General features: G+C 72.6%; 21 protein-coding genes. 10 read left to right on the top strand and 11 right to left on the bottom strand.

What is annotated here, in order from left to right; all coding sequences use genetic code 11:
- Nucleotides 1-3: 3 nt before the first annotated feature.
- A complete protein-coding gene (locus ACFY3L_RS39915) occupies nt 4-420 on the bottom strand; it encodes a hypothetical protein (protein ID WP_389336766.1) in 417 nt (138 codons plus the stop codon).
- A 260-nt stretch (nt 421-680) separates the two neighbouring features.
- Between ACFY3L_RS39915 and ACFY3L_RS39920 the strand changes: the two genes are divergently transcribed.
- Entirely contained in the window at nt 681-1,259 is a 579-nt protein-coding gene (locus ACFY3L_RS39920) for a hypothetical protein (protein ID WP_389336769.1), read from the top strand.
- 2 nt (nt 1,260-1,261) lie between these two features.
- Here ACFY3L_RS39920 and ACFY3L_RS39925 read toward each other — a convergent pair whose 3' ends face one another.
- Genes ACFY3L_RS39925 through ACFY3L_RS39935 form a run of 3 tightly spaced genes read right to left on the bottom strand, consistent with a single transcriptional unit; the run spans nt 1,262 to nt 4,085 of the window.
- Nucleotides 1,262-2,203, bottom strand: coding sequence for a hypothetical protein (locus tag ACFY3L_RS39925; RefSeq protein WP_389336772.1), 942 nt, complete (start codon nt 2,201-2,203; stop codon nt 1,262-1,264).
- Nucleotides 2,204-2,224: 21 nt separating this feature from the next.
- Nucleotides 2,225-3,025 carry an NADPH-dependent oxidoreductase gene (locus tag ACFY3L_RS39930; protein WP_389336775.1) on the bottom strand — a complete coding sequence of 267 codons (801 nt, stop codon included), beginning with the start codon at nt 3,023-3,025 and terminating at the stop codon, nt 2,225-2,227.
- Nucleotides 3,026-3,074: 49 nt separating this feature from the next.
- The gene (locus ACFY3L_RS39935; protein WP_389336778.1) at nt 3,075-4,085 is read right to left on the bottom strand and encodes an aldo/keto reductase; all 1,011 of its coding nucleotides are present in this window, start codon (nt 4,083-4,085) and stop codon (nt 3,075-3,077) included.
- 126 nt (nt 4,086-4,211) lie between these two features.
- Here ACFY3L_RS39935 and ACFY3L_RS39940 point away from each other — a divergent pair, with 126 nt between their 5' ends.
- From ACFY3L_RS39940 to ACFY3L_RS39955, 4 genes are all read left to right on the top strand, one after another.
- Nucleotides 4,212-5,267 carry an LLM class flavin-dependent oxidoreductase gene (locus ACFY3L_RS39940; RefSeq protein WP_389336781.1) on the top strand — a complete coding sequence of 352 codons (1,056 nt, stop codon included), beginning with the start codon at nt 4,212-4,214 and terminating at the stop codon, nt 5,265-5,267.
- A complete protein-coding gene (locus ACFY3L_RS39945) occupies nt 5,264-7,030 on the top strand; it encodes an ABC transporter ATP-binding protein (RefSeq protein WP_389336784.1) in 1,767 nt (588 codons plus the stop codon). Before ACFY3L_RS39940 ends, ACFY3L_RS39945 begins: the two co-directional genes overlap by 4 nt.
- Nucleotides 7,017-8,693 (top strand): ABC transporter ATP-binding protein, encoded by a 1,677-nt coding sequence (locus tag ACFY3L_RS39950; protein ID WP_389336787.1) that lies wholly within the window; start codon nt 7,017-7,019, stop codon nt 8,691-8,693. Before ACFY3L_RS39945 ends, ACFY3L_RS39950 begins: the two co-directional genes overlap by 14 nt.
- 394 nt (nt 8,694-9,087) lie before the next feature.
- A complete protein-coding gene (locus ACFY3L_RS39955; protein ID WP_389336790.1) occupies nt 9,088-9,840 on the top strand; it encodes an alpha/beta hydrolase in 753 nt (250 codons plus the stop codon).
- On the opposite strand, the gene ACFY3L_RS39960 is transcribed toward ACFY3L_RS39955, so the two are convergent.
- Nucleotides 9,841-10,761 carry a peptidoglycan DD-metalloendopeptidase family protein gene (locus tag ACFY3L_RS39960; protein ID WP_389336793.1) on the bottom strand — a complete coding sequence of 307 codons (921 nt, stop codon included), beginning with the start codon at nt 10,759-10,761 and terminating at the stop codon, nt 9,841-9,843. It abuts the gene before it with no gap.
- Between the two features lie 65 nt (nt 10,762-10,826).
- Here ACFY3L_RS39960 and ACFY3L_RS39965 point away from each other — a divergent pair, with 65 nt between their 5' ends.
- Genes ACFY3L_RS39965 through ACFY3L_RS39980 form a run of 4 tightly spaced genes read left to right on the top strand, consistent with a single transcriptional unit; the run spans nt 10,827 to nt 13,561 of the window.
- The gene (locus ACFY3L_RS39965; RefSeq protein WP_389336796.1) at nt 10,827-11,993 is read left to right on the top strand and encodes a hypothetical protein; all 1,167 of its coding nucleotides are present in this window, start codon (nt 10,827-10,829) and stop codon (nt 11,991-11,993) included.
- A gap of 34 nt (nt 11,994-12,027) precedes the next feature.
- Nucleotides 12,028-12,576, top strand: a complete 549-nt coding sequence (locus ACFY3L_RS39970; RefSeq protein WP_389336799.1) for a GNAT family N-acetyltransferase — start codon at nt 12,028-12,030, stop codon at nt 12,574-12,576.
- A 46-nt stretch (nt 12,577-12,622) separates the two neighbouring features.
- Complete coding sequence (locus ACFY3L_RS39975) at nt 12,623-12,784, top strand: hypothetical protein (RefSeq protein WP_389336802.1); 162 nt, start codon at nt 12,623-12,625, stop codon at nt 12,782-12,784.
- Nucleotides 12,785-12,817: 33 nt separating this feature from the next.
- On the top strand, nt 12,818-13,561 hold the full coding sequence (locus ACFY3L_RS39980; protein WP_389336805.1) for a hypothetical protein: 744 nt from the start codon (nt 12,818-12,820) through the stop codon (nt 13,559-13,561).
- Between the two features lie 10 nt (nt 13,562-13,571).
- Here ACFY3L_RS39980 and ACFY3L_RS39985 read toward each other — a convergent pair whose 3' ends face one another.
- A complete protein-coding gene (locus ACFY3L_RS39985) occupies nt 13,572-13,922 on the bottom strand; it encodes a cytoplasmic protein (protein WP_389336808.1) in 351 nt (116 codons plus the stop codon).
- 23 nt (nt 13,923-13,945) lie between these two features.
- Between ACFY3L_RS39985 and ACFY3L_RS39990 the strand changes: the two genes are divergently transcribed.
- Nucleotides 13,946-14,533 (top strand): TetR/AcrR family transcriptional regulator, encoded by a 588-nt coding sequence (locus ACFY3L_RS39990; RefSeq protein WP_389336810.1) that lies wholly within the window; start codon nt 13,946-13,948, stop codon nt 14,531-14,533.
- 88 nt (nt 14,534-14,621) lie between these two features.
- Here ACFY3L_RS39990 and ACFY3L_RS39995 read toward each other — a convergent pair whose 3' ends face one another.
- The 5 genes from ACFY3L_RS39995 to ACFY3L_RS40015 are packed head-to-tail and all read right to left on the bottom strand — an operon-like array spanning nt 14,622 to nt 19,715.
- Nucleotides 14,622-14,876 (bottom strand): hypothetical protein, encoded by a 255-nt coding sequence (locus ACFY3L_RS39995; RefSeq protein ID WP_389336813.1) that lies wholly within the window; start codon nt 14,874-14,876, stop codon nt 14,622-14,624.
- 36 nt (nt 14,877-14,912) lie between these two features.
- Entirely contained in the window at nt 14,913-15,359 is a 447-nt protein-coding gene (locus ACFY3L_RS40000; protein WP_389336815.1) for an NUDIX domain-containing protein, read from the bottom strand.
- A gap of 59 nt (nt 15,360-15,418) precedes the next feature.
- Nucleotides 15,419-16,846 carry a glycoside hydrolase family 43 protein gene (locus ACFY3L_RS40005; protein ID WP_389336818.1) on the bottom strand — a complete coding sequence of 476 codons (1,428 nt, stop codon included), beginning with the start codon at nt 16,844-16,846 and terminating at the stop codon, nt 15,419-15,421.
- 32 nt (nt 16,847-16,878) lie between these two features.
- Nucleotides 16,879-18,333 carry a family 43 glycosylhydrolase gene (locus tag ACFY3L_RS40010; protein WP_389336821.1) on the bottom strand — a complete coding sequence of 485 codons (1,455 nt, stop codon included), beginning with the start codon at nt 18,331-18,333 and terminating at the stop codon, nt 16,879-16,881.
- Nucleotides 18,330-19,715, bottom strand: a complete 1,386-nt coding sequence (locus ACFY3L_RS40015) for a glycoside hydrolase family 43 protein (RefSeq protein ID WP_389336824.1) — start codon at nt 19,713-19,715, stop codon at nt 18,330-18,332. Before ACFY3L_RS40015 ends, ACFY3L_RS40010 begins: the two co-directional genes overlap by 4 nt.
- Nucleotides 19,716-19,794: the final 79 nt, after the last annotated feature.

The following is a 19,794-nucleotide window of genomic DNA, read 5'->3' on the forward strand; positions in this document are numbered from 1 at the left end:
CGGTCACTCCAGCCAGGGTTGGAACTCGTAGGGCGTCGGGGACGGCTCGCTCCACGCGGACGCGAGGCGGGCGGTGTCGGGGCCGGACTCCCACAGCGCAGCGGGCTCCAGCGGCATCGCGGCGTTGAGCAGGTGGAGCAGCCGGCCCTTCGGCAGCGCCGCGATGGCGTCCGATGCCGTACGAGCGGCCGGCGCGCTCAGGCCCGTCACCTCCAGGTACGAGGGCGGCACGGTGACCTCATCGGCGGCGGCGCAGTACGTCGCCCCGGTGAGCAGGACCGTCGCCGTCTCGGCAGGGAGGTAGGGGAACGACGCGGCCCACTCGGGTCGCCAGGTGACCGGCCCGCGCTCGGCGAGCACGTCGACGAACCGGCGCACCGTGCCGGCGGTGCCCCAGCCGCCGAGCGGCGTCCGCTCCACCACCCGCAGGCCGGGGCGGTCGGGGACCGGTCCGTGGACGATGAGCCGGCAGCAGCGGTGTGCGCGTCGACCTCGGCCGTGAGCGCCGTGGCGACACCGGGGACCGACAGCGCCCGCGCCAGGAGGTTCGGGTGGATCGGGAATCCGCCTCCCCCGCCGAACAGGTCGGTGCCGAGCAGCCAGAGGCAGGTCTGCCGGAACTTCGCCTCGAACAGCGGCGCGATCCCCGGGCGGCTGCACAGGTCGGTAGCGTACACCTGGTGAGCGCGACGACCGTGTACCTGTGCGCCGCCGGCCGGCCCGGGATCTACCCGATGGAGCAGGACACGGACTTCGAGGCCGAGCAGGTCGCGGCGATGGCCGACGACGCGGTGCCGTTGCTGTGGCTCGCCCTGTTCCGCGCGGGTGACGTCAGCGTGGGCGACACACCGTGGGGGCCGGTCTGCGCGCCGGTGGTGGGGCGTGAGCGCGGCGTGGCCAACCTCGCGGCGGCGGTCCCGGCGCTCGGCCGGATGTTCGGCCCGCCCGTGACGACCCACACCGACCTGCTCCGCCAGGGGCTGCAGTGGTCTCCAGGGGACTGGCTGACGATCGAGTGGTGGTGCGACGATCAGCCGTGCCCGCCAGACCCGGCCGCGCTGCGTTCGGCGCTCGCCGCCTTCGATGGAGACCGCCCCGGGCCGCTGCTGGAGCTGTGCGGGCTGGACCCGGCGGACCTGCCCGCTCCCCGCGACCCGGCCACACCCCTACTGCCGCACCTGACGGCGCAGGCGACCGGCCTGCGGCTCCTCCTCGGCCGGGCCTTCCACCAGCTGGTGCCGTGGGAGCAGCCGATCTGACGTCAGCTCTGCTGGTAGTTGACCGCGGCGAACCCGCACGGCGCGTGCAGGTGCAGGTAGTAGGCGCCTTCCCCGTACTCGTCGAGGTCCCCGCCGTACAGCTGGCCGACGTAGTCCATCACCTCGCCGCAGCCGGGGCAGGCCGGGTGGTTGGCGTCCTGGATCCACTCGGGGTGGCCGCCGAGCGTCGAGCCGCCGTCGTTCCACGCGCTCGCCTGGAACGGGCTCTGCCGCTGCGGGCCCATGACCGGCAGCAGCGCCGGCGGGTCCTCCGGGCCGGCGTCGGCGCCGATGTGGTCCGGGCGCTGGTTGCCGGTCCACCACGTGCTACCGCCGTCGGGGGTGACGGCGCTGTAGAGCGTCGTGTAGCAGGAGCAGAAGTGGCAGGTCCGGACGGCGAGGCGGCCGGCCCAGCCGGTGTGCGCCAGGGCGGCACCGGCTTCGGCGAGGTCGGCGGCCGTCCACAGCGGCGACGTGCACCACGGGCAGGTCGCGTCGTCGGCCGCGGGCGGGGCCGGGCTCAGGTGCCACTCGTAGGCGACGTCGCCGCACAACGAGCGCCGGGTGCCGTCAGGGGCGACGGTCCAGCCGGCCTGCTCCGCGTAGCGCAGCGGACCGGTGTGCAGCCCGGCCGAGCCGGCCGGCGGAGCGGTCTCCCAGCGGCGCATCGCCTGCTCCGCGAGCGGATGACCGCTGTGCGCGAGGACGAGCAGGAGATGGTTGAGCGCGTCAGGGGTCTGCCCGCCGTCGACCCGCTCGACGACGCGGCCCACGACGCCGGCGTCGGCTCCCCGGTACAGCGTGGGCGGCCACAGCAGGTCGAGGTCCAGCATCAGGGGGTGGTGCGGCACCAGGCGCCGCGGGTCGGCGGCCGCGATCGCGGTCAGCTCCTCGGCCGCGTCCTCGTCATCGGCGGCCGTCCTCCGGATCAGGTCTTCGATCACCCGGCGCATGCTACCGGCGCGTCAGCGGGACGGCAGGCCCAGGCGCTCCAGGACCTGCCGGAGCCGGTGACGGCCGGCCATCGACTCGGGGCCGCGCAGGCGGTCCAGCACCCGGCTGCTCCAGTCCCCCGTCAGGCCGAAGCGGGTGTTGTACGCCGCGAGCCGCTCGTCGTAGACGGGGATGTGCTTGTCCGCGGCGTCGGCGTCGTACCGCTCGTGGTGCAGCACCGCCTCCTGCGGCAGGCGCGGCTTGACGCCCGCCGGCTCCGTCGGGTCGGGGACGCCGACGGCGAGGCCGAAGGCCGCGACCGCGTGCGGCGGCAGGCCCAGCTCGGCGGCGACCTCGGCGGGATGGTTGCGGATCCCGCCGACGAAGACGGTGCCCAGACCGAGCGACGCGGCAGCGACGACCGCGTTCTGCGCGGCGAGCGCGGTGTCGACGAAGCCGATGACGGTGGTCTCCAGGTAGTCGGTGGCGGCGACGACCGTGCCGGCCCGCACCGCGAGGCGGCGGGCGCGGTCGAGGTCGGCGACCCAGACGAGGAACAGCGGCGCCTGCTCGATGAACGCCTGATTGCCGGCGAGCACGGCCAGCCTCGCTTTGCGCGCGGGGTCGCGGATGGCGACGACGCTCCACGGCTGCAGGTTCGACGACGTGGGCGCGGACTGGGCGGCGGCGACGAGCGCGGCGAGCGTCTCGCCGGAGACGTCGACCGGCTGGAACCTCCGGACGGAGCGGTGCGCGAGCTGGAGGTTGATGACGTCGTTGAGCGCGCCGAGGGTCGCGGCGGGGTCGGCGTATCGGATGGCGGCACTCGTCATACCGGGATCTCCTCGGACGTAGGCAGGTGCGGGCCGTTGCCGGCGCTGATCACAGCCGCAGTCCCGTGCCGTGGACGCCGTGCTCGTCGATGAGCGCGAGCTCCTGTTCGGTCAGCGCCGGGAAGTCCAGCGCCTTCACGTTGTGCTCCAGCTGCCAGGTGGAGCTGGCGCCGATCAGCGCGGAGGTGACCTGTGGCTGGCGCAGCACCCACTGCAGCGCGAGCTGCGCCAGCGACTGTCCACGTTCGACGGCCAGCTGGTTGAGTGCGGCGGCGCGGCGCCGGTACGTGTCGTCGATGTCGCCCGGTGACAGGAAGGCGCCGTCCTGGGCGCGCGCCCCGGCCGGGATGCCGTCGAGGTACTTGTCCGTGAGCAGGCCCTGCGCCAGCGGCGAGTACACGACCAGGCCGAAGCCGTCCTCCGCGGCGAGCTTCAGCAGGCCGTTGAGCTCGGGCCGGCGGTCGAAGATCGAGTAGCGCGGCTGGTGGACCAGCAGCGGCACGCCGGCCTGCCGCAGCAGTAGTGCGGCCTCGTGGGCGCGCTCTGGGGCGTAGTTCGACACGCCGACGTAGAGCGCCTTGCCCTGCTCGACAGCGCGGACGAGGGCGCCGACGGTCTCCTCGAGCGGGGTGCTGAGGTCGGGGCTGTGGCTGTAGAAGATGTCGACGTGGTCGGTGCCGAGGTCGCGCAGGCTGTGCTCCAGCGACGTGAGCAGCGACTTGCGGGAAGCGCCGCGCAGGTACGGGCTCGCCCCGATCGGGTTGCCGGCCTTCGTCGACAGGATCAGCTCGTCGCGGTACGGGGCGAGGTCGCGTTGCAGAATCCGGCCGAAGAGCTGCTGCGCGGCGCGGGGCGGCGGGCCGTACCGGTCGGCGTTGTCGAAGTGGGTGATGCCCAGGTCGAAGGCGCGCAGCACGATGTCGCGCTGGGTCTGGAACGGGTGGTCGGTGCCGAACTTCTGCCACAGCCCGAAGGAGAACACCGGCAGGTCCAGGCCGGAGTGGCCGGCCCTGCGGAACTCCGCGGTGGCGTACCGGTCGTCGGCGGCGGTGTAGGTCATCGGTGATCCCTCCATGAATGTCGGGAAATCGAGACCGGCCTCACTCCCATGTCGACTCTACTGTACCTATGGGATTGATAGGATTTGCATCGTGACGCGGGCCACAGGTGCACCTGAAGGAGATCGATGACAGCGACCGCCGCCGAGTTCCTCTGGTACATCCCGAACGAGGTCCGCCCAGGTCACCGCGGCGACGACGCCGGCGCCGGCCACAACAGCCTCGAGACCCTGACCGGCCACGCCCTCGCGCTCGAGGCGCACGGGTGGGGCGGAGCGCTCATCGGCACCGGATGGGGGCGGCCCGACACGTTCACCGTCGCGACCGCGCTCGCCGCGCGCACCACCACGTTCCGGCCGCTCATCGCGGTCCGCCCCGGCTACTGGCGACCGGCGAACTTCGCCTCCGCCGCCGCGACCCTCGACCACCTCAGCAGCGGCAGGGTGCTCGTCAACATCGTGTCGGGCAAGGACAACCTCGCCGCGTACGGGGACAGCGAGGGCGACCAGGCGCACCGCTACAGCCGAACGAAGGAGTTCCTCCAGATCGTCCGACGGCTGTGGACCGAGGAGCGCGTCACCTACCACGGCGAGCACTTCACCGTCACCGACGCCACCGTGGTGCCCCGCCCGCTCGCGCGTCACCCCCGGCTGTACTTCGGCGGTGCCTCCCCCGCGGCGGAGGCCGTCGCCGCCACCGAGGCGGACGTGCAGCTGTTCTGGGGCGAGCCGCTGGACGGCGTCGCCGAACGGATCGACCGGCTCAACGGGCTCGCCGAGCGCCTGGGCCGGGAGCACGCGCCGCTGCAGTACGGGCTGCGGATCACCACCCTGGTCCGCGACACCACCGAGCAGGCGTGGGCGGACGCCGAGGCGAAGGTCGCGCAGATGGCGGCGGACGGCGGCGTCGCCGACCCGAACCGGCACCCGGCCGTCGGCCAGCAGCGACTGCTGGACCTCGCCGCCCGCGGCGACATCCTCGACGACAACCTGTACACCGCGCCCGGACGGTACGGCGGCGGTGGTGCCGGCACGACCTGGCTCGTCGGCTCCGCCGAGGACGTCGCGAAGTCGTTGCGCCGGTACGCGAACCTCGGCATCACGCACTTCGTGCTGTCGGACACGCCGTACCTGCCGGAGATCAAGCGGCAGGGCGAGCAGCTGCTGCCCCTCCTGCGCGCATGACGCTTCCGGACATTCGGCGCGGCTCCGCCCTCCTCGCCCAGATCGCCGGCGCCCGGGCCAACCCCGCGGCCGCCGCACTCGCCACCGCGACCGGGCTGCTCAACGGCGCGACGATGGTGGTGGCCGCCGCCGCGGTCGGGTGGTCCACCGACCGCCTCGTGGTGCCCGCCCTGGCGCACGAGCCGGTCCCCGCGCGGGTCTGGTGGACCAGCGCGGGCCTCATCATGGGCGTCTCGCTGGTCCGGTGGGGCACCATCCTTGTGCGGGGGCTCGCCACCGGCCGGGTCCAGTACCACGCACAGGCCGAGACCCGGCGTGCCGTCGTGCACCGCTACCTGGAGCGCGAGGCCGCCTGGTTCCGGCGACGCTCCCCCGGCGAGCTGCTCTCGCGCGCCATGTCCGATGTGGACGCGCTGTGGTCGCCGACGCAGTTCGCGTACTTCGCGCTCGGCATGGTGTTCATGCTGCTGCTCGCCCTCACCGAGCTGTTCGTCCGCGACCCCGCCCTCGGGCTCGTCGGGCTGGTGCTGGTCGTGCTGGTCCTCGCGCTCAACGTCGTGTACCAGCGGCTGCTCGCGCCGCGGGCCAGGGAGGCGCAGGCGGCCCGCGGCACGGTCGGCGGGGTCGCGCACGAGTCGATCGAGGGCGGGCCGGTGGTCCGCAGCCTCGGGCTCGGTGCCGCCGAGGACGCCCGCTTCGGCGTCGCCGTCGAGCGGCTGCGGATCGCGGACCTGCGGATGGCGACGGTCAGCTCCGTGTTCGACCCGCTGCTGGAGCTGCTGCCGACCGCCGCGGTGCTCGCCGTCCTCGCCGTCGGCGCGCCGCGGGTCGGGACCGGCTTCACCGTGGGCGACCTCGTCGGCGTGGTGTACCTGTTGATCACCGTCGCCATCCCGCTGAACGTCATCAGCCGGTTCCTGTCGATGCTGCCGATGTCGGAGGCGGGCCGTGCCCGGGTCGACGCCGTCCTCGACAACCCTTCCTCCATCGGCGGCGGCACCCGCACGCTGGCCGGCCCGCACCCGCTGGGTGTGGAGATCCGCGGCGCCGCGGTGGTCCGCGACGGCCAGACGCTGCTCGACGGCGTCGACCTGACCCTGCGGCCGGGCACGGTGACGGCCGTCGTCGGCACCGTCGGCGCGGGCAAGACGACGCTGCTGGACCTCGCCGGCGGGCAGGACCACCCGACCCGCGGCACGGTGTGCCTCGACGGCGTGGACGTGCGCGACCTCGCCCCGGGCACCGTCCCGCGGCACGTGGCCGTCGTGTCGCAGACGTCGTTCCTGTTCGCCGAGTCCATCCGCGACAATCTCAGCCTCGGCGCCCCGTTCACCGACGACGAGCTCTGGCAGGCGCTGCGCTACGCCGCCGTCGACGACGCCGTCCGGGAGCTGCCCGACGGGCTCGACACCGTCGTCGGCGAGCGCGGCGCCACCCTGTCCGGCGGCCAGCGACAGCGCGTCTGCCTCGCCCGCGCGGTCCTGCGCCGGCCCCGGCTGCTCGTCCTGGACGACGTCACCTCCGCGCTCGACCCACGCGTCGAGGCCGCCGTCCTCCGCGCGATCGCCGCCGGCGGCCCGACCGTGCTGCTGGCGACCAGCCGCCCGCGGGCCGTGGACATCGCCGACCAGGTGGTGCTGCTGCACGGCGGCCGGGTCGTCGCCGCCGGTACCCCCGCCGAGCTCCACGACGTCGAGGACTTCCGGCGGATCGTCAACGCCTACGACCACGACGAGGAGGTGGTCGGCGGTGACCGCGGCTGACCGTCGACGCCTGCTGGGGTTCGGCGCGCTGGCGCTGCTCGCCGGCGCCGGCCGGGTGATCGCGCCGCTGAGCGTCCAGCACGCCGTCGACGCCGGCCTCTCCCCCGCGACCGTCGTGCCCGCTGTCGCCGTCGGCGCCGCGGCCGTCGTCGTCGCGGGTGCCGCGTCGATCGTGCTCAACCGGCGCCTGCACGACCACATCGGCCGGACCCTCGCCGAGCTGCGCCGCGCGGGGCTGCGCCGGGTCCACGACATGGCGGCCGCCGACGCGGACACGAGGTCGAGCGCGGACCTGACCGCGCGGCTGACCAGCGACGTGGACCAGGTGACCACGTTCGCGCAGGGCGGCGGCATCCAGCTGCTCAGCAACGTCGCCCAGCTGGTCATCGCCACCGTGATCATGCTCGCGTACAGCTGGCAGCTCGCGGTGCCCGTGCTCGTCATCGCGGCCATCGCCTTCGCCGGTCTGCTCGGCATGCACCGGGTCATCGCCCGCCGGTACGACCGGGCCCGCCGCGACCTGGCCGACCTGCAGGGCGCGGTGACGGAGGCGGTCCTGGGCGCGCCGGTCATCCGCTCCACCGGCACCGCCGCCCGCACCCGCGGGCAGCTCGACACCGCCGTCGACCGGGCCCGGGACAGCCTGATCCGCACCCTCGCGCCGCTGCACTCCAACAACGCGCTCGGCGAGCTCGCGATCTCCACGATGACCGTCACGGTCCTGCTCGGCGGCGTGTGGTGGGCGCTGTCGGGCGGCCCGCTCACTCCGGGGCAGGTCGTCGCGATGGTGTTCCTTGTCGGGTTCTTCGTCCGCCCGCTGCAGTTTCTGGTGCAGAGCCTCGGCGAGGCGCAGAACGCCCTCACCGGCTGGCGCCGCGCCACGGCGCTGGCAACCACGCCGAGCGCCGCCGTCTCCGACGGCGCCCCGCTCCCGCCCGGCCCCGTCGACGTCCGCGTCTCGCACGTCTCGGCCCGCTACGGCGACGGCCCGCTCGTCCTGCACGACCTGACCGTCACCGTCGAGCGCGGCTCGCACGTCGCGGTCGTCGGGCGCACGGGCTCCGGCAAGTCCACGTTCGCGAAGCTCCTCACCCGCCGCCTCGAGCCGGCGGCGGGCGCGATCCTGCTCAACGGCGTGCCGCTCGACCGGCTCGGTTCCCTGGCCGGCCGGGTCGTCATCGTCCCGCAGGACCCGTTCCTGTTCGACGGCACCGTCGGGCACAACATCACCATCGGCAGGCCCACCGCCTCGCCGGCCGACGCCCTGCGGGTCCTGCACGACCTGGGCCTGGGCGACTGGTCCGCCACCCTGCCCCAGGGCCTGGACACCCCGGTCGGCCTGCGCGGCGAGCGGCTCTCCGTGGGCGAGCGGCAGCTGGTCGCGCTGGCCCGCACCGCGCTCGTCGACCCGGACCTCGTCATCCTGGACGAGGCGACGTCCGGCGTCGACCCCGCGACCGACGTCGCGGTGCAGCGGGCGCTGGCGGTCCTGACCCAGGGCCGGACGACGATCTCCATCGCCCACCGGATGCTCACCGCGGAGACGGCAGACCGCATCCTGGTCTTCTCCGCGGGCCGCCTCGTCCAGTCCGGCACCCACCACGCGCTGGCCGCCGTGCCGGGCCCGTTCGCCGACCTTGCTCACAATCTCGCTCAGCAGTAGCCGACCGCCGGGAGCTGCGCGCCGTTGACGACGACGTCGCCGACGGCGCGCGCCTCGAACACCGTCGGGTTGTGACCGAACAGCGTGCGCAGACTCATCGGCGGCGGACGGCGAACCGCTCGACGGCCAGCACGCCGCCCGCCGCCTGCACCGTGCCCGCCCGGCTCTCCGGCGCGGGCGCCAGGACCGTGCGGCCGCCGAGGCCCGCGCCGAACTCCCGCTCCAGCAGCAGGCCAGCCCGCGCAGGACGGTGCGGCGATCGATCCCTGTCGTCATGCCGCCGAAGTTGGGTCCGTCGAATTCTTCCGTCGAAGCCCGGCAGTATCCAATACGGGGCATCGTGGCGCCGGCGCCGCCGGTACCATCTCCGGGAGCGCTCCCAAGGAGGTCTTCCATGCGCCGCTTCGCGCTGCCGCTGCTCGGCCTGCTGCTGGTCACCGCGTGCTCCGACGGTTCGCCCGCGGCGGCGCCGTCCGCTGCCGAGATCAAGGCCGGGGCGGACTGCGCCGACCTCGCGGCGGCCGGGAAGCAGGTGCGGTTCGCCACGCCGGCGGGCACGCAGCTGGTGGGTGTCGAGCTCGGCACCGGGGCGAAGGGCATCGTCCTCGCGCACCAGAACGAGTCGTCGTTGTGCGAGTGGCTGCCGTACGGCAAGCGCCTCGCCGAACGGGGATACCGGGTCCTCGCGTTCGACTTCGCCGGCGACGGCGGATCCGGCCCGCACGCCGGCGACGACCGCCTCGACGACGACGTGACCGCGGCCGCGGCGCACCTGCGTACCAGAGGCGCGAACACCATCGTGCTGATGGGGGCCTCCAAGGGCGGCACCGCATCCCTGGCGGCCGCGGTCGCGCTGACGCCGGCGCCGGCCGCGGTGATCACGTTGTCGGCACCGCAGCTGTTCGCGGGCATCTCGGCCGCGGATGCGGTGCCGCGGCTGAAGTCGCCGGCGCTGTTCCTCGCGGCGGAGAACGACCACCCGTTCGCCGAGGCCGCCCAGCAGTTCGCCGCCACCGCCCCGCAGTCCGTCGCGCACGAGGCGTTCCTGCCGATCGGCGCGGAGCACGGCACGGGGCTGCTCGGCGGCGGCCAGGCCTCGAAGGTCGACGACCTGATCACGTCGTTCCTGCGGCAGCACGCCGGTTGATCAGTCCCAGGCGTCCTGGTTGAGGAACCGGGCGAAGCCGCGCCACGAGTTGGGGCCCATCACGCCGTCGAGCGGACCGGTGTACCCGTAGCCGGCGGCGAGGTTCTGCACGGCACGCCACGAGTTGGCGCCCATGACGCCGTCGACGGGTCCGGTGTACCCGTAGCCGCGCATCGCCCGCTGCAGGGCGGCGTACGTGGCGGTGCCGGGGACGCCGTCGATCGGGCCGGTGTAGCCGTTCGTGAGGCGGAGCCAGTGCTGCATCCGCTTGTAGCACGTCACGTCCGGCGTGCCGGTCGTCTCGGTGGCGGTCTTCGGCAGCGCACCCGCCGGCGGATGCTGCGCGACGTATTCGAGCGGGTTGATCCGGGTGCCGCCCGGTTCGATCATGTGCCAGTGCAGGTGCGGGCCGGTCGAGGAGCCGGACCCGGGCGCGCCGACCGCGCCGCCGGACCGGCCGACGATCGCACCGCGGGCCACCGGCGCGCCGTTCGCGAGGACGAACGCCGACAGGTGCAGATACTGGCTCTTGTACCCGTCGGCGTGGGCGATCGTCACGGTGTGCCCGCCGGTGCCGTTGTTCGGGATGTTCGTGACCGTGCCGGCGCCGCAGGCGGGCAGTCCGGTGCCGACCGCCATGGCGAAGTCGATCCCGCCGAGCGACCCGTTCGCGCGGTGCTGCGCCCACGTCTGCGTGATGGTGTACCCGGCGAACGGATTGTCGATCACCGGCGCCGCGTACGCGGTGCCGGGCAGGCCGACGATCACGCCGCCGCCCGCCGCGAGCGCCGCCCCGCGCAGCACACCGCGGCGGCTGAGACCGCCGGCCGGCTGCTCGTCACCACCGCAGCAGGGTGCAACCCTGGGCCGCATCATCCGGTCGCCCTCCCCCGTCGGCGTGAGTCCGTCGAGGCTATCCATCCGATCCACTGATATCAATGGATGCACGAAGATTTCATCTGCGGGCCACCGGATAGGGTGACGACGTGCCGACCCCCTCCCGCTGGCGCCTGCTCGACTACGACACCGACGCCGTCATCGCCGAGTGCGGCGACATCGACGGGCTGTTCACCGATCGCGTGTTTCCCGTGCCGCCGGTGTACGAGCGGTACACGCTGCTGGGCTGCGCGCCGGAAGGCCCGCTGCGCGCCGCGGTCGACGGCACGGGCCCCGCCTGGCTCGGCAACGTCTACCTCCAAGGCGCCCACGCCCTGTGCTCCGGGCTCGCCAACTGCACGACCTGCTACAACACCGGTGAGGAACTGCTGGACGTCCGGGTCGTCGGCCACACGCCGGCCGCCGACGGGCTCCTCGACGTCGAGCTCGAGGGTCATCGCAGCGACGAGCTCAACAACGACCGCGGCACCCGCGCGCCGGCCGTCTCCGGCTACCGGCTCACCGTCTGGCCCGCGCCGGACGGCTCGGAGGAGCTTCTGCCGGCCGGCGACTGCCGTGACGTCGCGGGCGTGTTCCACGAGCGGCCCGACCCCTGCCCGCCGGGTCCGCCGTTGACCCTGCTGGGCTGCCGCGCCGCCCCCTCCGGCCTGCTCAACGCCAAGCTCGCGCACGTCCGCGTCGACGGCACGGTCCACGTGCTGGACCAGTGGGTGTACGGCGACGTCGTGGCGACGCGCCCGTCCGCGCTGGGCGACGGCCTGGTCGACGTCGAGCTGGACGCGCGGCTCGAGGCACCCCTGGCGGCCAATCAACGGCCGCTCTACGACATGTGGCGCGCCGGTGGTCCGGCCGGGCCCAACGAGTGGGCCGGACTGGAGCGCAGCGACCGTTACCTCTGGGTGCGGGCCGCCCTGGCGCACCGGATCCACGCCCGGACAAGCCCGACGGCACGGTGTACCACCTGGACGGCCGGCACGTCACCGACTACGACGCCTTCTACTGCGCGATCGGCGAGGCGATCAACGGCCCCGGCGGCTGGTTCGGCGGCGACGCCTTCTTGCTGCACGAGTGCGTCACCGGCGACGCCGGCGCCACCCCCGGCTTCCGCCTCGTCTGGCACGACGCCGAGGTCGCCCGCACCCACCTGGTCCCCGGCTACGACCGCAAGGCCTGGAGGGAGGCCATCACCTTCGACCGCCTGGTCTCCTGGCTCACCGACGACGGCGTGCAGGTCGAGCTGCGCTGAAAATCCGTAGGCGTGGTGGGGTGCGGGCCGCTACGTTGCCGACCATGCCGATCCGCACCGAGCAGCCCAGCGACCATGCCGCCGTCGGTGCGCTGCACCGGGCCGCCTTCGGCGGCGGGCACGGCGGCACGGTGGCCGGCCTGGTGGACGCCCTCCGCCGCGACGACCCCGCCACCCTCTCGCTGGTGGCCGAGGAGGACGGCGAGATCGCGGGGCACGTCATGTTCAGCCGCTGCCTGCTGGACGCCCCGCACCGGCTGGTCGCGGTGCAGTCGCTGAGCCCGCTCGCCGTCGCGCCGCACCGGCAGCGCCGCGGGATCGGCGCCGCCCTCATCCAGGCCGGCCTGCGCCGGCTCGACGAGCGCGGCGTCCCGCTGGTGTTCCTGGAGGGCGACCCCGGCTACTACTCCCGCGCCGGCTTCGCCCCCGCCGGCGACCACGGCTTCCGCAAGCCGTCCCTGCGCATCCCCGACCAGGGCTTCCAGGTCGTGCGACTGTCCGCCTACGAGCCCTGGATGACCGGCACGTTCGTCTACTCGGCCACCTTCTGGGACCACGACTGCGTCGGCCTCCGCGAGCCGCCCCACGTATGAGTCGTTGAAGCTCTGGGAGCATGTCGGTCGTGGCGGGATTCGGACGATGAGCGACTGGTGGGGCGGCGCGGTTGATCGGCCGGTGGCCTGTTCACGCAGCGCCCTGGTGGAAGTGTCGGCAGCACTACCGGCGACATTGTGCGACCGCGAGGAAGCCGCCGCGTTGTTGCGGCAGGACATCGCCAGCGCAGTCCATGACGCACGGTGATTCTTTGATCGACCGGCATCTACCATGCTGGTGGTGGACTTCTGGGGTTCGATCGTCGTCGCGGCGGCGCCGGGGCTGCTCACCCTCGAGCCGGCGATGGCCGGGTTCGGTTACAGGCACTGGGAGTTGCGGTCGCTGGGCGGCGATTGGCAGCTCGTGGAGACGCAGGGATGGGACACGCCCGACGTCGCCGCGGCGGCCGGGCGGCTCGCGGCGGCTACCGGCGGCCCCGTGTTCGGCGCACACGTCAGCGACGGCTATTGCGCCAACGTCTACCTAATGTCGCCCGACGGCGCGCACTCGCACTTCCACCTGCGGAAGCCCAGCCCGCGGTGCGAGACGTTCGACCACTTTCCCGATCCGCCCGCACGGAGCGTCGACGACGTCATCGCCGACCTTCAGCGCTGGGCGGAGTCCAGCGGGCTCCGCCCGTCGATCGGCGCGATCCCGGCCGCACTGTCCGCCGACGGCGACGCCTACGACATGGTGTACGCCGTGGTCCGGGCGCTGGGCTTCGGACGGTTCGACGAACCACGACCCTGGACGTTCCGGCCCGACGAATCGATGTTCCGGATCTACGGGGCCGCCTACGTCGCGCGGTGCGCCGCCGCGTGGCGAGAGGCAGGTAACACGGGCACGCCGGCGCCCTGGGAGGCCGAGGCGATCGCCCTCGAAGAGGAGATCTGGACCGCGATCTACACCGAAGACCCGGACATCGCCGGGTTGGCCGCACGGTGCATCGCGGTCCACGACGCCAGGGCGGCAGACGAGGACTGACGCGACGCGGTCAGTGGTTGGACGGGCCGAGCTGGGCCGGTCCAGAGGACGGGTTGGCGGCCGGCTCCTTCAGCTCGATGAAGACGGCGTGGGTGTCGGTGGTGCCGATGTTCTCCCCGGTGTGCTCCTGGGCGCCGACCCAGCGGGCCTGGGCGGCGGGCAGCTCGATGTCTGCGTGGCGGTCGCCGCTGGAGACGCGGCGCTGGAAGGCGCTGAGCGTGACCATGACGCTGTCGGGGTGGCGGTGCGGGTGGGTCCTGTCGCCCGGGTGGTCGCGGTACTGGAGCACCCGCACCCGCTCGTTCTCGAACAGGACGCTGTACAGATTCGGGTCGGTGACGACCGGGTCCTGACCGTTCATGGGACTACGGTACCATGATGAGCATGGCGGTACCATATGAGACGACAGGCAGGACGCAGCAGAAGTCACGGACCCGGCAGGCACTCGTCGACGCGACCCGTCAGCTGCTCGCGGAGGGCTCGACCCCGCAGGTCGAGGACGCCGCCGAGCGGGCCGGGGTGTCCCGCACGACCGCGTACCGCTACTTCGCCAACCAGCGCTCGCTGCTCATGGCGGCCCACCCGCAGATCTCGCCGGACTCGCTGCTCGGCCCCGACGCACCGCGGGAGCCCCGGGCACGGCTCGACGCGTTCATGGCCGCGTTCAGCCGGTACAACATGGACTGGGAGCCACAGTTGCGCACCTCGCTGCGGCTCTCCCTCGAAGAGGCAGGCGGCCGGACGGCGCTGCGGCAGGGCCGGGCGATCGGCTGGATCGAGGACGCCCTCGCACCGCTGCGCGACACCCGCCCCGACGTCGACCTCCGCGCGCTCGCGGTCGCCATCAGGTCCGCGACCGGCATCGAAACCCTCATCTGGCTGACCGACATCGCCGGTCAGACCCGCGACGAGGCCGCCGAGACCGTACGCCGGACCGCCCAGGCCCTCCTCACCGCCGCCCTTACCACCTGAGCGCGCCACGCCTCTCGATGCCGGCCGACAGTTAAGCCGCTCGATGCCGGTCGGCATGGAAGCCGCTCTATGCCGGCCCGCCGGCTGTTCAGCAGGGCACGGCGGCGAGCGTGACCTGGCCGTCGCGGAGCTCGCCGACCATGGCGAACGCCGACCGGTCGACGTCACAGCACAACGCCAGATCGCGGGCGAGGTCGACGCGTTCGGCCACCGGGTAGCCCGCGGACCGGAGCGCGTGCTGGGCCGCGCCTTCCCTGATGCCGGCGACCAGCTCGGCGCGGTCGGGTGCGGAGCCGTGGAGCAGGCCGTCCAGGTACCGCCCGCAGGCCCAGTCGGCATCCATGCCCACAACGGTCACAGAACGACCCTACGGGACCCGTCACCAGCCGCGCAGCGCCAGGGTCTCGCCGCGGGCGATGGCGGTCAGGGCCTCGGCGACGTAGTCGACGACGTCGGGCGGCAGGTTCGTGGCGTCGGCCCAGCGCAGCTCGCTGCACTTGCCGGGCTCGTTGATGACGGGGTCGCCGGTCCACCGGTCGACGGTGAAGAACAGGTGGAAGTACTCCTGGTCGTCGGCGTCCTCGGGGGCGGTGTGCATGAGCAGCGCCAGGCGGCAGCCGCTCGGGTCGGCCTCGATGCCCAGCTCCTCCCGCAGCTCCCGCACGAGCCCGGCGCGCGCGTCCTCGCCGCCGTCGAGGTGCCCGGCCGGCAGGCTCAGCTGCCCGTGCCGGAAGGTCGTCCCCGCCCTCCGCAGCAGCAGCACCCGGTCGTCGTCGCGCAGGATGCCGTACACAGCGGCGGCGATGCGGAACCGTTCGGCAGGCACCGGGCAACCTTACGGGCGGTGGCCGGCGCCCCTTGGCGGTGGGGCGCCGGCCACCGGTCTCACGTGGTGATGCGGAAGGTGGCGTCGGCGCGGGCGGTGGCGGTGGTGACCGGGTCGATGCGCAGCAGGTAGTTGCTGTGGCGGATGTACCGGTCGGGGAAGTTGTACGACTGGAAAGACGTCCAGGACGCGTCGGCGAGGCCGGCGACCTGGCGGAAGGTGGCGTCGGCGGCGAAGGTGGTAGTGCCGTCGTTGGCGGCGAGGACGAAGTCGTAGTTGTAGTGGCGCAGGTAGTAGCCGGGGAAGTTGACGGACTGGATGGAGACGGTGCCGGTGCCGGCCAGGCCCGGGACGAGGCGGAACTGGGCGTCCTGGGCGGGCGAGACCGAGGCGTCGATGCGGACGTCGAAGTCGGCGTGCCGCACGTAGCGGTCCTGGAAGTTGTACGACTGGAGCCGGTTGATCGTCGTGGTGCTGGGCCAGCGGGCCAGGACGCGGCTCTCCTCGGCGGCGGTGAGGTTGAGGATGGCGCCGTGGCGTTTCTTGGTGCCGCCCATGTTGTAGGAGCCGGACGCGGGGAGCTGGTAGGCGGCGGGGCTGGACGGGTTGCCGGTCAGCACCGGCAGGTAGCCGCGGCCCGAGGCGTACTGGTCGAGGTAGAGCGCCCAGGAGTTGCCGGTGTTGAACTTGACCCACATGGGGCCTTCGACCTGGGAGCCGGTGAGGCCGATGCCGGACAGGTTGCCCAGCGTGGTCCACGTGCCGAGGATCGAGTTGCTGCCTTCGATGGTGATCTGGCCGTCGCCGGACGTGCGGACGTAGCGGTAGTTGCCGACGCCGGCGGGGACCTCGACGATCTGGGTGTCGATGATCTCCTGGCTGCCGGGGCGCGTGATGTACGGCTGCGGCGTGGTGATCGTGCGGAAGTTCGAGGTGCGGGCGTAGTAGATGCGGTGCTTGGTCGCGCCGTTCAGGGGCACGTTCGTGGCCCAGTAGAGGACGTAGTCGTTGGTGGCGGGGTTCCAGATCGCCTCGGGCGCCCAGGCGTTGCGGCCGTCGGGGATGGCACCGGCGACGTTGAGCAGCCACGGCGCGGACCAGTTGACCAGGTCGGTGGACTCCCACACGACGAGGTTGCGGCTGCCGTTGTTGATGGACGTCGGCCAGTCCTGCCCGCAGCCGATGCACAGGTCGGTGGCGATGATCCAGTACCGGTCCCCCGCCGGCGAGCGGACCAGCGCGGGGTCGCGGACGCCCTGGGTGCCGACGTTGGAGCGCAGGACGAGACCGCCGTTGTTCAGGTCGGTCCAGCGCAGGCCGTCCTTGCTGTGGGCGAGGTAGATCTGCTGGGCAGTGGACGACTCACCGGTGAAGTGGGCCATCAGGTAGCCGGTGAACGGGTCCAGCGCGGCGGCGGGCTTCGGGAAGGCGAACAGCAGGCTCGCGGTGAACAGCGCCGCGACCGCCCGGTGGAGGAATCTTCGCATCGAGGTCCTAAGAGTCGGGGTGAGGAGGCGCTTCACGCGACGAGCCGGAACGTGGCGTCGGCGCGGGCGGTCGCCGTGCTGATGGGGTCGAGGCGCAGCAGGTAGTTGAAGTGGCGGAGGTACCGGTCGGGGTGGTTGTACGACTGGAACGACACCCCGGCGGCGTCGGCGAGGCCGGCCACCTGCCGGAAGGTGGCGTCGGCGGCGAACGCGGCGCTGCCGTCGTTGCGGACGAGGGCGAAGTCGTAGTTGGCGTGGCGCAGGAAGTAGCCGGGGAAGTTCGTGGACTCCAGCGACACATAGCCGGCGCCGCCGGCCAGCCCCGGCACGATCCGCCATTGCGAGTCCGCGGCGGGGCTCACGTTGGGGTCGATGCGGGCGTCGTAGTCGGCGTGCCGCACATAGCGGTCCGGGAAGTTGTAGGACTGCAGCCGCCACGTCGTCACTGCGGGCCCGGCGGGCTCACCTGACGGCGGCGCGAGCACGGTCCCCGTGGCGACCGGGACGCCGAGGTTCGGGCTGCCGTCGGCGTTCCAGCTGATGCGCTGGATCCGTGTGGTACGGGTGGATCCGCAGCCGTCGGAGGCGGCGGCGTTGGCGTGGTAGACGATCCAGTCCTCGGTGCCGTCCGGGGACTTGAAGAACCCGTGGTGCGCCGGGCCGTAGACGCCGGCGGCGTCGTTGCGCTGGAAGATCGGCGTGGACTTCTTCACCCACGACGACGCGGACAGCACGGCACCGCCGGTGTAGGTCAGCTGCCCGATCTTGTAGTCCGGCCCCTGGCAGGCGCTCGCGGAGTACGTGATGAACGTGCGGCCGTTGTGCTGGATGGCGACCGGCCCCTCGTTCATCGGGGTGCCCTGCCGCTCCCAGTCCAGGATCGGCGCGGAGATGGCGGTGCGGGCGCCGGTGACCGTCCACGGGTCGCTCATCGCGACGAGGTAGATGTGCGGGTCGCTGTCGCGCCACAGGACGGTCGGCACCCCGGACCACATGAAGTAGAGCTGGCTGTTGATGGTGACGACGCTCCCGTCGATCCCCCACCAGTTGTTCGACCCGAAGACCATGCCCTTGTACGTGTACGGGCCCATCGGGTCCAGGCCGGCGCTCTCCAGCACGTGGACCCGCTGGCCCTCGATGTCGCCGTTGCCGGCCGAGTAGTAGATGTACCAGCGTTGCCCGTTGGGGCCGTTGAGCAGGTGGAACTCCGGCGCCCAGACGTTGCGGTCCCGTCCGGCGGCGTGCGCGCTGAACACGGCCGTGGGTGTCGTCGTCTTCAGCTGGGCGATCGTGGGCGCCTTCCGCATCGTCAGCGGGCCGCTCCACGGGGTGGTCATCAGGTAGTAGTTGCCGTTGTACCAGGTCATGTACGGGTCGGGCCCCGAGCTGTTCAAGGGGTTCGTGAACGCCGGGCCGGCCTCAGCCCGTACAGGAGCGACGAACGCCGCGAGGAGGACGGCCGCGGCCAGCAGCAGCACCCGTCTCACGAGGTGACCTTGAAGGTCGCGTCCTGCCGGTCGGTGGCGCTCGACGACGCGCTCAGCGGGTCGATGCGCAGCACATAGTTGGCGTGCCGCAGGTAGCGGTCGGGGAAGTTGTACGAGCGGAACGACGACCACGTCGGGTCGGCCAGGCCGGCGGTGCGGAAGAAGGTGGCGTCGGCGCGGAACGCGGCGGTGTTGTCGTTGGCGTCCAGGCGCAGCTCGTAGTTGTAGTGGCGCAGGTAGCGGGTCGGGTAGTTCACCGACTGGAAGGACACGCCCGTGCTGTCGGCGAGTCCGGGCACCAGCTTCCACAGCTGGTCCTGGTACGGGTCGAACGGGTACGGGTCGATCCGGGCGACGTTGTTGGCGTGCCGCACGTACCGGTCGGGGAAGTTCGACGACTTGAGCCGCACCCAGCCCGGCAGCCCCCAGCGGGTGACCGCCGCGTTGTACTCGGCGGTGGTGATGCCCGCGATGGCGCCGTGCTTCGCGTTCAGCGGCGGGGTGTAGTCGCGCTGGTTGAGCACCGTCCACGCGCCGCCGCCGACGTTGCTGGTCGACCAGGCGTAGTAGTCGTTGTTGACGGGGCTGAACGAGTCGCCCCACAGCCACCATCCGGAGCCGCTGTTGGCCTTCACCAGCATCGGAGCCTCCATCGAGCCGCCCTGCTTCAGCCCGGCGGTGTACGTGGTGTAGCTGTTCGGGGCGCCGGTGGACGAGCGGGCGCCGTAGGTGAGCCCGTTGGCGAGGTTCTTGTAGTACAGGTAGAACGTCGAGCCGTCCACGACGATGTCGCCGTCGAGCACGGAGAAGCCGGGGCTGAAGTACACCTGGTTGGCGCTGACGGTCCGGAAGTCCGACGTGTAGTTGACCATGAACACGTCGCTGCCGTTGTTGGCGGAGTAGACGATGCCGTACTGGCCGCGCGAGGCGTCCCAGAAGGCGGTCGGCGCCCACGTGTGGGTCGCCAGGTTGTGCATCTTGATCCGCCGGTAGCCGGTGAAGCTGGTCAGGTCCGCCGAGTCCCACACGTGCAGGTACTGGTTGTTCTGCCCGAAGTCGGTGCCGTTGAGGTCGGTGGCGAGGATGACGAACGTGCCGTCCTGCTTGCGCAGGATGAACGGGTCGCGCAGCCCGAGCGTGCCGGCGGTCGGGGTGACGACCGGGTTGTTCTGGTTCAGTGGCGCCCAGTTGAGCCCGTCGGTGCTCACCGCGACGTGCAGCCCGTAGTTGGCGCCGCTCATGTTCGGCGTCTCGGTGAAGTACACGAAGACGTAGGCGCTGTTCGCCGCGAGCGCCGCCCGGGGCGTGGCGGCGACCCCGACCGCGGCGGCCGCGGCCGACAACCCGGTGAGCTGGACGAAGGTACGACGACGAAGGTGCACGATGGCAGACCTCTCTGCGGGAATGCTTGTGAGCGCTCACATTGAGCGCCGCGGACAGCCGCCGCGCGGCCTGGCGGCG

Source organism: Dactylosporangium sp. NPDC000521, assembly GCF_042898305.1.
Taxonomy (GTDB): domain Bacteria; phylum Actinomycetota; class Actinomycetes; order Mycobacteriales; family Micromonosporaceae; genus Dactylosporangium.